This is a genomic window from Aliivibrio sp. S3MY1, from assembly GCF_028765575.1.
GTDB lineage: Bacteria > Pseudomonadota > Gammaproteobacteria > Enterobacterales > Vibrionaceae > Aliivibrio.
Genome location: NZ_JARACO010000002.1, coordinates 216,141 through 227,003, shown reverse-complemented (window position 1 = coordinate 227,003; position 10,863 = coordinate 216,141). Strand labels below are relative to the sequence as shown.

Below are 10,863 nucleotides of genomic sequence, written 5' to 3'. Positions count from 1 at the left end.
AAGCTTGCCGTGACTACAAACTTTTGTTTTCCACATGAAATACAACGAGCAGATCCATACCAAGCGGCAAAACACTCACAGCATGTATAGTGGTTATCTTGATGATGGGATGTACCTTCTGTTTTTGAAAAAGAGTTTTCCACTGGGGGGAGGTAACTGGATGTTATTTGATTAGTAGAAATTTTCATTATAGCCAACTTAGTTGTGTTATTAAGGTCATAGCCTTAATAATCGTGATGTTTACAAAATAGTATCCAATAAGCTGGTCTTAATTACAAGCTATCATGCAGTAAAATTGTGATGTGGTGAGTAATAAAATATAAATTTTTTATATAAAAAAGCACCAAATTAAAAATAATTTAGTGCTAAGTATCAAAGAATTTAATTATATAGCTTAGGCGGAATAGTTTTCTTTCAATGCAGTAAAACGGTCAACAAGATCATCAATGGCTGCTTGTTCGTAAGCCTTCAAACCTGTAGCGATCATACGTTTAGTGCCGTGACCCACTTCTTCACCATTTTCAGTGAATTTAAAGTTTAATTTAACAAGGCCACGCTTTCCTTCGATGTCCATCGTCGCGCCAGTGAATTCAACCTTAGGTGCGATAATATCTAAGCGAGTGAATTCAAGAACCATGCTTTGATAAATAACTAAAGGACGTTGGCAGTTGATCATTAACTGCTTTTCTTCCATCAATGGCACCATAATGTGAGGAAAGTTCATCGCTGAGAACTGAACATATTGCTTCACTACCTGTTCAATAAATCCAGGTTCTAAATTCTTTTCGCCACTACGTTTAACATGAAGATATTGTTTATCATTATCGTCAGATAAAGAATACTCCCCTTCGGCTGTATGGTTTATGTGCAAAGCGGTATCGCCAGCAACCATACCAGCAAAATCAAAATGCATTTTGTTACTAATGCCTGTTTTAGACAGTAAAACAGCAAACAATAAATCACCTGGAACACAAAAACGTTTTGAATCTACATCATGTATAGGGTTGAAATCACCAGCCACTTTTTTTGCAAAGTCACTTGCTTGTTGACGGGTAAATTCAAATGAATTATCTGTTTGTGAAAAATAGTGATTTAACTGCATAATATATTTGGTAAAAACCTAGATAATGAAATAACAGGCTCAGTATAACCAATCTCTCATCGTTAAATGGTCTATCCAGTCATAATAAACGTAAAAACAGCGATTTAAACGGTTTGAAATGGTGAAAAATTGACAATAACTTCACGATTTCCTCGATATAATTACATGTAAAATATTTATATACATTGAGATTACATCTGTGATTAATAATTAAGGTAAAGAATGAGAACGTTAATATCTGTAGGGGTTACTTGTTCATTGTTAGCATCAAGTTATTGTGTGCAAGCAGAGGAGAGGCAATCTGGTGATCTTGCAGCAGACATTGGTGCGTTTGGGATCCCAATTGTTGCAGGGTCAATAGCACTATATAAAGAAGACTATGATGGTTTTTGGATGTTTGCTAAAGGGGCAACTTATACGCTCGCTGCAACACAAGTATTAAAGTATACAGTAAGAGAAGAGCGACCAAATGGGGAGAATGATTTAAGTTTTCCCTCAGGGCATTCGTCTTCTGCGTTTCAAGGGGCTTCTTATTTGCAATTCCGCTACGGTTGGGAATATGGTCTTCCTGCTTATATTGGCGCAGGGTTAGTTGGTTATTCACGAGTAGAGAATGAACATCACTATTGGCGAGATGTTATTGCTGGAGCTGTATTGGCAACCACGATTCAATATTTAGTGACTGACAAGTATATAGACTCAAATCAAGTAATGATTGCCCCTGTAATCAATCAAGATCAGGTAGGAATTGCAGCATCTTTCTCATTTTGATTGGCAAAGGCGTAACAAGCGAGTAGAATCAGCTCCCTTTTATCGAAGCTAGGTGTACAACATGTTTATTGGATTTGACTACGGAACCGCTAACTGCTCAGTGGCGACTATTCTGGATAATCAAGCGAAGCTATTAAAGCTAGAAGGGGATAGTACCTTTATTCCTTCTGCATTATGTGCGCCTACAAGAGAAGCCGTTTCTGAATATCTTTACCGCATTTGGGGTGTTCAACCAAGTACAGATATCAATGAGCGTTTGTTGCATACTGCAATTTCTTTTAACCGCGAAGAAGATATCGATGTCGATGCTGAATCAATGACATTTGGTCAAGCTGCATTAAATACCTATATTGAAGATCCTGAAGATGTTTATTATGTAAAGTCACCAAAGTCTTTCTTAGGCGTTTCAGGTCTACGTGATGTTCAGGTAAGCTTATTTGAAGATCTTGTTACTGCAATGATGAAAAACATCAAAAATAATGCAGAGCAAGAGCTACAACAAGATATTACATCGACCGTGATTGGCCGTCCTGTTAACTTTCAAGGTGCAGCAAGTGATGACGCCAATACACAGGCGATTTCAATCTTAACTCGCGCAGCTATCCGTGTCGGTTTTAAAAATATTGAGTTTCAATTTGAACCTGTTGCGGCAGGTCTAGATTACGAACAAACACTGAACGAAGATAAAACGGTATTAATCGTTGATATCGGTGGTGGTACAACAGACTGTTCAATGATCCAAATGGGACCATCATGGCGTGATTATCATGACCGCACCAAAGGGATCTTATCTCACAGTGGTTCACGAATTGGTGGTAATGACTTAGATATTCATTTAGCGCATCGTCAATTAATGCCATTATTAGGATCTCAAAGCCGCACGCATAAAGGCCTTGAGTTACCAATGACACAATTTTGGAATCCAATAGCAGTTAATAACATTGTAGCTCAATTGGAGTTCTTTGGTTTTGGTAACCGTAAGCATCTTTTACAAATGATGAACGACACTCAAGAGCCTGAAAAGCTAGCTCGTTTAATTAAATTGTACGATGAGAAGTTAAGTTATAAATTACTGCGTGATGCTGAACAAACAAAAATCGCACTGTCAGAGCATTTAGAGCATGCGGTAGACTTAAGTTATTTAGATGAAGGTTTATCGCTATCAATCACTCAGTCAGATTTGGTAGAGGCGATAGCCAAACCACAAGAAAACATTAACAAGCTAGTAAAAGAAGCCATTCAGCAAGCAGGTAAAACACCAGATATTATTTATGTTACTGGTGGTTCTGCTCGTTCACCAATTTTACAAGCTGCATTGAAACAACAATTACCAGACATTGAAATTGTAGGTGGTAATTACTTTGGATCAGTAACTGCCGGTTTAGCTCATTGGGCTAATTACTGCTTTGGTTAATGAACCGTATTATTATCAATAATTAATTTTCGAGCTGCATTGTCGCAGCTCGAATTACATTAGGAAAACACAATGAAAGCAGCACCAACAACGATGACATTCTTTGAACGTTTTGAATCAGATATTTTATCAAGCAAAAAAGTCATTACTATCCGTGACGAATCTGAAAAAGATTACGTGGTAGGAACAGAAGTTGAAGTGAGCACTTATGAAGATAACCGTCGTTTTTGTCGCTTAGCAATTGATGCTGTTGATCCAATTAGTTTTGATGATCTTAACCAATATCATGCTGAGCAAGAAAACATGACGCTAGAAGAGCTTAAAAATATCATAGAAGAGATCTACCCAAATAAAGGCCAACTGTACGTTATTTCGTACCATTTAGTATAAGAGAGTAAAGGTAAGTAATGGAATTATTATCTATCGACTTTTTAGGGCAACCATTGCGTTTAGAAGGCTCAATGGCTGGTTGGCAACAAGTATACTGGAGTAATACCTTAGTTGCTCAACAAGCGGCTTCTGCTGATCATCAAGATAACTACTTGCATGAGTTTCAGCTTAATCAAGGCGAAACAGTACTAACTTGCCGCTTAGAAGCAAAAGTGACATGGCAGCCATTCTTAATCGAATATCGCGCGACTGTTGATGGTGAATTAATTACTGAAGGCTCTCGTAATACTAAAGATATTGAACAGCAAGTCCCGCATACCCCAATTAAAGCAGAGCGAAAATTTAGTTTAATTGGTCTTGTCTCGTTAGGCATGAAAGCGCTAAAAAGTGCAAAGTTAATTAAAGTCGCCTTAGCTTCCGCCAGTATTGCTGCCTATTCATGGCTTTTTTCTATTGAGTTTGCATTATCACTTATTGCTTGTCTTGTCTTTCATGAGTACGGGCATATTCGCGCAATGAAGTACTTTGGCATGAAAACTAAAGGTATTTACTTAATTCCGTTCCTTGGTGGTTTAGCGCTTAGTGATGAGAAAATAAATACCCGTTGGCAAGATGTTGTTATCTCGATCATGGGCCCATTCTTTGGCTTAATCCTCTCATTAATATTAATGGTTGTTTATTGGGTTACCGGCGAGATGTTCTTTGCAGGTCTTGCGGTATTTAATGCTTTCTTAAACCTATTTAACTTACTGCCAATACTCCCTTTAGATGGCGGTCATGTTTTGAAGAGTATTAGCTTTTCAATGAACAGTAAGTTAGGTATTACTTTGTGTGCGTTGGCTGCCATCGCTGGTGTCATATTGAGTTACCAATTAGGACTCGCACTTTTTGGTTTCTTACTTATTATGGGAAGTCTTGAAATCGTATTTGAGTGGCGCGCTCGTCATCATAGTCATTTATTACCATTAGATAAGTATGGACAGATTGTATCAGCAGCATGGTATGTAGGATTAGTAAGTTCACTTATCGCGATTATTTGGTATTTCGCAAGTAGTGGTGATGCATTGTTACAACTACCAATGCAGATTTTAGGAACGTAGTCTAAAAATTTACAAGGACAAAGGTATGTTTAAAAAATTAAAAGCCTCATTAGGTATAGGTGCCGCAAAGGTAGATACCATTTTAGAAAATCCAGAGTTATTTCAAGGTGACACCCTAATAGGGACGGTTCATATTCAAGGTGGAGATGTTGAACAGAAGATTGATGCCATCCACCTAAAACTCAATACAGAAGTTAAAGTAGAAAATGATAACGGTACTAGTTATCAAACATTGACCCTGTTTCATACTCAAGCGGTGAACCCTTTTGTGATCCAAGCAGGGGAGAAGCAGAAGATGCGATTCACAATTAAGTTGCCTGATGAAACGCCGATCACAGCATTGAATGTACGTAATAATCACTGTGATGTTTGGGTTGAGACCGTATTAGATATTGATTTTGCAATTGACCCAACGGATCGTGATTTACTGATTGTTAAACCAATGACGGTTGCTGCAACTATCATTCATCAAATAGAGCAAGCAGGCTTTAGCATGGTGAAAGCGGATGTAGAGCAGGGCTACCTTAACGGTGGTCACTTTAAATCTCATTCAGGTGGTTACCAAGAGATTGAATTTAGAAGTAATGGATTCATGAATAAAAAAGAGATAGAACTGTCGTTTATTCTTGATGGGCAAGTACTTCATTGTTTAGCTGAAGTCGATCGTTCTATGGGCTTTAATCGTGGTGACCAATATGTGTCTTTTTCACTAAATACAAATGCGTCAAGTGCAGAGATTCATAATGCAGTGCAAAAGATATTACGTGTATAGCTAACGTTTTTATTTTAAATATCTTAAAAGAATCGACATCATTTTTGTGATCTCGATTCTTTTTTGCATTAGCTGATTAAGAGTCGTACAATGACCGACTTGTAAGTGTTCCCGACCTTTGTGTGGTTGATTGATCCTTACATTATATAAACAATCTATTATTTAGACTTATTAATTTTTAGCATGTGTTGCTTCGTATGCAACACCACTGTAAAGGATAAAACATGCCTGTAATTACTCTTCCAGACGGTTCTCAACGTCAATTCGATAATGCTGTTTCTACTATGGATGTTGCTGCTGACATCGGTCCAGGTCTTGCGAAAGCTTGTATCGCTGGTCGTGTTGATGGTGTTCGTGTTGATGCGTGTGATTTAATTGAAAATGACGCACAACTTGAAATCATCACAGCAAAAGATGAAGACGGTTTAGAAATCATTCGTCACTCTTGTGCGCACCTTTTAGGTCACGCAGTTAAGCAGCTTTTCCCTGAAGCTAAAATGGCGATTGGTCCTACTATCGATAACGGTTTCTACTACGATATCGATATGGAGCATTCTTTAACGCAAGAAGATCTTGATAAGATTGAAAAGCGTATGAAAGACCTTGCTAAAACCAAATATCAAGTAATCAAGAAGAACGTAAGCTGGCAAGAAGCTCGCGATGCATTTGATGCTCGTGGCGAAACTTACAAAATTGAAATCCTTGATGAAAACGTTTCTAAAGACGATCGTCCAGGTTTATACCACCATGAAGAATACATCGACATGTGTCGTGGTCCTCACGTTCCAAACATGAGCTTCTGCCAGAATTTTAAAATTCTGAGCGTTGCTGGTGCGTACTGGCGTGGTAATAGCGACAACAAAATGCTTCAACGTATCTACGGCACTGCATTCCAAGATAAGAAACTGCTTAAAGCACACCTAATCCGCCTAGAAGAAGCAGCAAAGCGTGACCACCGTAAAATTGGTAAGCACCTTGATCTGTTCCATATGCAACAAGAAGCGCCAGGTATGGTTTTCTGGCATCATAACGGTTGGACTATCTTCCGTGAGCTAGAAGTATTTGTACGTGAAAAACTAACAGAATACGATTACCAAGAAGTTAAAGGCCCATTAATGATGGACCGTGTACTTTGGGAGCGTTCTGGCCACTGGGATAAATACGCAGAGGCGATGTTCACAACAAGCTCAGAGAACCGTGAATACGCTATCAAGCCTATGAACTGTCCTGGTCATGTTCAAATCTTTAACCAAGGTCTGAAATCATACCGTGATCTGCCATTACGTATGGCTGAGTTTGGTTCATGTCACCGTAATGAGCCATCAGGTGCTCTACACGGCATCATGCGTGTTCGTGGCTTTACTCAGGATGATGCACACGTATTCTGTACAGAAGCTCAAGTACAAGCTGAAGTTAAGTCTTGTATCGAAATGGTTTATGATACATACACGACATTCGGTTTTGAAAACATCGTAGTTAAACTATCTACACGTCCTGAACAACGTGTGGGTTCTGATGAAATGTGGGATAAAGCAGAAGCCGATTTAATCCTTGCTCTAGAGTCGATGAATATCGCTTATGAGATTCAAGAGGGTGAGGGCGCATTCTACGGACCGAAAATTGAATTTACTTTACATGATTGTCTGGACCGTGCGTGGCAATGTGGTACAGTACAGCTCGATTTTGCATTACCAGAGCGTTTAGGGGCAACTTACGTAGGTGAAGATAACGAACGTCACACACCAGTGATGATTCACCGCGCGATTTTAGGTTCTCTTGAGCGTTTCATCGGTATCTTAATTGAAGACTACGCAGGCTTTTTCCCAACATGGTTGGCGCCAGAACAAGCAATTGTAATGGGCATTACAGACAAACAAGCTGATTATGTACAAGAAATTGCAAAAAAACTGCAAAAAAATGGATTTAGAGTCAAAGCGGACTTGAGAAATGAGAAGATTGGCTTTAAAATCAGGGAACATACTTTGAAACGAGTTCCGTATATGCTTGTTTGTGGTGACCAAGAAATGGAAGCCGGAGAAATTGCAGTACGTACTCGTAAAGGTAAAGATTTGGGTAAATTTAAAATTGATGATTTTGTTGCATTCCTGCAGCAAGAAGTTAGTGCCCGAACGCTCAATACTGTGGAGGAATAAGGTATTAAAGGCGGAAAAAGAGCCCAACAGCCGGCTAAACAAAATGCTCATCGTCTAAACGGTGAAATTATTGGCGTTAAAGAAGTGCGCCTTACAGGTCTAGATGGCGAGTCAGTTGGTGTCGTTTCACTAAATGAAGCGTTAGACGTTGCACTTGCAGCAGGTGTCGATCTAGTTGAAATCAGCCCGAATGCCGAGCCACCAGTTTGTCGTGTGATGGACTATGGCAAATTCCTCTTCGAAAAGGCTAAGGCTGCTAAAGAACAGAAGAAAAAACAAAAACAGGTTCAGACTAAAGAAATTAAATTTAGACCTGGAACAGATATTGGAGACTATCAGGTAAAACTACGCAACCTGACTGGTTTCCTTGAAGACGGCAACAAAGTGAAGGTAACAATTCGCTTCCGTGGCCGCGAAATGGCTCACCAAAACATCGGTGTTGACGTTCTTAATCGTTTGAAAGCGGATACTGAAGAGTTTGCTCTAGTTGAATCTTTCCCAACGAGAATTGAAGGTCGCCAGATGATTATGGTGTTGGCCCCTAAGAAGAAGTAATTTAGTGCATTCAAGTAATAAAGTGGGGTAGCTGCTCGCAGTTATCCTGTTTTATTCGCCTAATTACTATATGTTTAATCACGCAACAATGCGGAGTTATATTCATCATGCCTAAGATGAAATCAAACAAAGGTGCTTCTAAGCGTTTTAAGAAAACTGCTGGTGGTATCAAATTTAAGCACGCTACGAAACGTCACATCCTGACTAAACGTACTACTAAAAACAAGCGTCAGCTTCGTCCAAACTCTCTACTTCCAAAATGTGAAGTAGCAGCAGTTGCACGTATGCTTCCATACGCATAATTTTTAGTATTTATTTAATTTTAGTTTAGGAGAGACATAATGCCTCGCGTAAAACGTGGTGTACAAGCTCGTGCACGTCATAAGAAAGTTCTAAAACAAGCTAAAGGTTACTACGGAGCACGTTCACGTGTTTACCGTGTAGCTTTCCAGGCAGTTACTAAAGCAGGTCAATATGCTTACCGTGACCGTCGCAACAAAAAGCGTGTTTTCCGTCAACTTTGGATCGCTCGTATCAATGCTGCAGCTCGTCAAAACGAGATGTCTTACAGCCGTTTCATTAACGGTCTTAAGAAAGCATCTATTGAAATCGATCGTAAGATCCTAGCTGACATCGCTGTATTCGACAAAGCGGCATTCGCTGCTCTTGTTGCTAAAGCGAAAGCTGCTCTTTAATTAGAACAGTTTCAAAGGCTTTAAGACTAAATAAGGAGAGCACTAGCTCTCCTTTTTTTATGTCTGTAATTTGAAGAATAGATATTCTAAGCCGCATGCACCACAGGAAAGTCATACATTGGGTGTATTTGTATTAACGTTTTATGTCCATAAACATCTTCAATCATTTTTGCAGTTATCGCCTGCCAAGGCTTCCCATCTACTTGCAGTTTTCCATCTTTCAACACGATCACTCTGTCTGAATATTGAGCCGCTAAATTTAAATCATGTAATACCACTATAACAGCAGCTCCTTCCGCAGCTAATTCTCGAGCTAAACGTAAGGTATTATGCTGATGGGAAAGATCCAATGCAGAGGTCGGTTCATCAAGCATGACAATTTTTTGTTTATACTGACTTACTTGCGTTAGTACGCGAGCCAAATGTACACGCTGTTTTTCACCACCAGAGAGAGAAGGGTATAATCTTTCAGCTAGATGGTTGATCCCTGTTTTTTGCATCATAGATTGCGTAAGCGGTGCTAATGTTTTATTTGGAAGATCTAAAGGTAAACCGCCAAGCTCTACCACTTCACTCACACTAAAGGCAAAAGAGAGACTACTTTGCTGAGGCAGAATACCTAATTGTTGCGCTAATAATGATTTATTCCATTCTTCTTTTCTCTTATTGAAATAGCGGATCTCATTGTTAGATTCAATTTCATCACACAATATCTTAAGTAGGGTACTTTTTCCCGCACCATTAGGGCCAAGTAGTGTTGTCACCTCCCCACAATGAAGATCTAAATTTATATCGTCTAAAATGATTTTATTATTTAATTGATAAGAGATATTTTTTGCTGAAATAGCTACAGAATTACGGCGCATCAGATCTTTCCTCTTTGAGTAAAAAGTAGATATAAAAAGAAAGGCGCACCAATAATGGCAGTCACAATACCAACGGGAAGTTCTGCCGGGCTAACAGCAACACGGGCAAACATATCTGCACAAGTTAGTAATAGACCACCTAGAAGCGCCGAGAGAGGCAGTAACGTTTTATGATTAGGACCAGCGATCATGCGTCCAAGGTGAGGGATAATCAGGCCAATAAAGCCAATCATGCCAGATAAGCTGACAGTTATTCCCACGCCGACCGCACTTAAAATGATCATACGCTTTTTCAATGATTGAACATTTATCCCTAAGTGCTTAGCTTCTGCTTCACCTAATAACAGGGCGTTTAATCCGGGTGCATTTTTCATAAATAGAGACAGAAGTACAACAAGTCCAATAACCGCCAACAATAAGTCTGACCATTTTGCGCCCGCTAATGATCCCATTGACCATAAAGAAAGATCACGCAACATTTGATCATCTGCAATGAAATTTAAATAACCAATACCAGCCCCCGATAATGCACTAATGGCTACACCTGCTAACAACATAACCGTAATAGAGGTGCCGAACTTACTTGTGCCTAATCGGTAGACAATCAAAGTTGTAATTGCCCCCCCAAAAAAGGCAAAGATAGGTATGGCTGCAAAACTCATAATAATAGGAAATTGCTGAGCAACGGATGAAAATAATACGATAGCCATTGCTGCACCAAGAGCGGCCCCCGCAGATACCCCAATAATTCCAGGTTCAGCAAGAGGGTTTCGAAATAAACCCTGCATGACAACACCTGAAATTGCCAAGATGGCACCAACAAGCATACTAAGGATGGTTCTTGGTAAGCGAACTTGGTGAATGATTAAGTTAATGTGCGCCGGAATTTCAGCGCTTGACCAAGGCATAAGGCTATGAAAACTATCACTTAGCGTAATGTTCATTGGCCCTGTCGCAATGGAGCTGATGGCGATAATAAATAGAGAAAAGACACTTAACCACAGTAATTTTGAATAAGAGAGATATTTTAATAACATAATAATCA

General features: G+C 39.3%; 12 protein-coding genes. 9 read left to right on the top strand and 3 right to left on the bottom strand.

Annotated elements, in window-relative coordinates; translation table 11 throughout:
- Nucleotides 1-394: 394 nt before the first annotated feature.
- Nucleotides 395-1,102 (bottom strand): DUF3581 domain-containing protein, encoded by a 708-nt coding sequence (locus PVK62_RS02800; protein WP_274444928.1) that lies wholly within the window; start codon nucleotides 1,100-1,102, stop codon nucleotides 395-397.
- Between the two features lie 222 nt (nucleotides 1,103-1,324).
- On the opposite strand from PVK62_RS02800, the gene PVK62_RS02795 reads away from it, so the two are divergent.
- The 9 genes from PVK62_RS02795 (at nucleotide 1,325) to rplT (ending at nucleotide 8,952) form a co-directional block, all read left to right on the top strand.
- Nucleotides 1,325-1,873, top strand: coding sequence for a phosphatase PAP2 family protein (locus tag PVK62_RS02795; RefSeq protein WP_274444929.1), 549 nt, complete (start codon nucleotides 1,325-1,327; stop codon nucleotides 1,871-1,873).
- Between the two features lie 61 nt (nucleotides 1,874-1,934).
- Entirely contained in the window at nucleotides 1,935-3,287 is a 1,353-nt protein-coding gene (gene yegD, locus PVK62_RS02790; RefSeq protein WP_274444930.1) for a molecular chaperone, read from the top strand.
- Between the two features lie 72 nt (nucleotides 3,288-3,359).
- Entirely contained in the window at nucleotides 3,360-3,677 is a 318-nt protein-coding gene (gene yqfB / locus PVK62_RS02785) for a N(4)-acetylcytidine aminohydrolase (RefSeq protein WP_274444931.1), read from the top strand.
- Nucleotides 3,678-3,694: 17 nt separating this feature from the next.
- Complete coding sequence (locus PVK62_RS02780) at nucleotides 3,695-4,777, top strand: site-2 protease family protein (protein WP_274444933.1); 1,083 nt, start codon at nucleotides 3,695-3,697, stop codon at nucleotides 4,775-4,777.
- A 25-nt stretch (nucleotides 4,778-4,802) separates the two neighbouring features.
- Nucleotides 4,803-5,549 (top strand): sporulation protein, encoded by a 747-nt coding sequence (locus PVK62_RS02775; RefSeq protein WP_274444936.1) that lies wholly within the window; start codon nucleotides 4,803-4,805, stop codon nucleotides 5,547-5,549.
- Between the two features lie 224 nt (nucleotides 5,550-5,773).
- Nucleotides 5,774-7,702 (top strand): threonine--tRNA ligase, encoded by a 1,929-nt coding sequence (thrS, locus tag PVK62_RS02770; protein WP_274444937.1) that lies wholly within the window; start codon nucleotides 5,774-5,776, stop codon nucleotides 7,700-7,702.
- Nucleotides 7,703-7,705: 3 nt separating this feature from the next.
- Complete coding sequence (infC, locus tag PVK62_RS02765) at nucleotides 7,706-8,257, top strand: translation initiation factor IF-3 (protein WP_274444962.1); 552 nt, start codon at nucleotides 7,706-7,708, stop codon at nucleotides 8,255-8,257.
- Nucleotides 8,258-8,364: 107 nt separating this feature from the next.
- Entirely contained in the window at nucleotides 8,365-8,559 is a 195-nt protein-coding gene (gene rpmI / locus PVK62_RS02760) for a 50S ribosomal protein L35 (protein ID WP_005419080.1), read from the top strand.
- A 39-nt stretch (nucleotides 8,560-8,598) separates the two neighbouring features.
- The gene (gene rplT / locus PVK62_RS02755) at nucleotides 8,599-8,952 is read left to right on the top strand and encodes a 50S ribosomal protein L20 (protein ID WP_122034940.1); all 354 of its coding nucleotides are present in this window, start codon (nucleotides 8,599-8,601) and stop codon (nucleotides 8,950-8,952) included.
- Nucleotides 8,953-9,038: 86 nt separating this feature from the next.
- On the opposite strand, the gene PVK62_RS02750 is transcribed toward rplT, so the two are convergent.
- Entirely contained in the window at nucleotides 9,039-9,818 is a 780-nt protein-coding gene (locus PVK62_RS02750; protein WP_274444940.1) for a heme ABC transporter ATP-binding protein, read from the bottom strand.
- Nucleotides 9,818-10,855, bottom strand: coding sequence for a FecCD family ABC transporter permease (locus PVK62_RS02745; RefSeq protein ID WP_274444942.1), 1,038 nt, complete (start codon nucleotides 10,853-10,855; stop codon nucleotides 9,818-9,820). The genes PVK62_RS02750 and PVK62_RS02745 overlap by 1 nt, the downstream gene beginning before the upstream one ends.
- Nucleotides 10,856-10,863: the final 8 nt, after the last annotated feature.

What these genes read in the sequence shown, in the direction of transcription:
- PVK62_RS02800 (WP_274444928.1), bottom strand. Translation starts at nt 1,102, where the DNA reads ATGCAGTTAAATCACTATTTTTCACAAACAGATAATTCATTTGAATTT.
- PVK62_RS02795 (WP_274444929.1), top strand. Translation starts at nt 1,325, where the DNA reads ATGAGAACGTTAATATCTGTAGGGGTTACTTGTTCATTGTTAGCATCA.
- yegD (WP_274444930.1), top strand. Translation starts at nt 1,935, where the DNA reads ATGTTTATTGGATTTGACTACGGAACCGCTAACTGCTCAGTGGCGACT.
- yqfB (WP_274444931.1), top strand. Translation starts at nt 3,360, where the DNA reads ATGAAAGCAGCACCAACAACGATGACATTCTTTGAACGTTTTGAATCA.
- PVK62_RS02780 (WP_274444933.1), top strand. Translation starts at nt 3,695, where the DNA reads ATGGAATTATTATCTATCGACTTTTTAGGGCAACCATTGCGTTTAGAA.
- PVK62_RS02775 (WP_274444936.1), top strand. Translation starts at nt 4,803, where the DNA reads ATGTTTAAAAAATTAAAAGCCTCATTAGGTATAGGTGCCGCAAAGGTA.
- thrS (WP_274444937.1), top strand. Translation starts at nt 5,774, where the DNA reads ATGCCTGTAATTACTCTTCCAGACGGTTCTCAACGTCAATTCGATAAT.
- rpmI (WP_005419080.1), top strand. Translation starts at nt 8,365, where the DNA reads ATGCCTAAGATGAAATCAAACAAAGGTGCTTCTAAGCGTTTTAAGAAA.
- rplT (WP_122034940.1), top strand. Translation starts at nt 8,599, where the DNA reads ATGCCTCGCGTAAAACGTGGTGTACAAGCTCGTGCACGTCATAAGAAA.
- PVK62_RS02750 (WP_274444940.1), bottom strand. Translation starts at nt 9,818, where the DNA reads ATGCGCCGTAATTCTGTAGCTATTTCAGCAAAAAATATCTCTTATCAA.
- PVK62_RS02745 (WP_274444942.1), bottom strand. Translation starts at nt 10,855, where the DNA reads ATGTTATTAAAATATCTCTCTTATTCAAAATTACTGTGGTTAAGTGTC.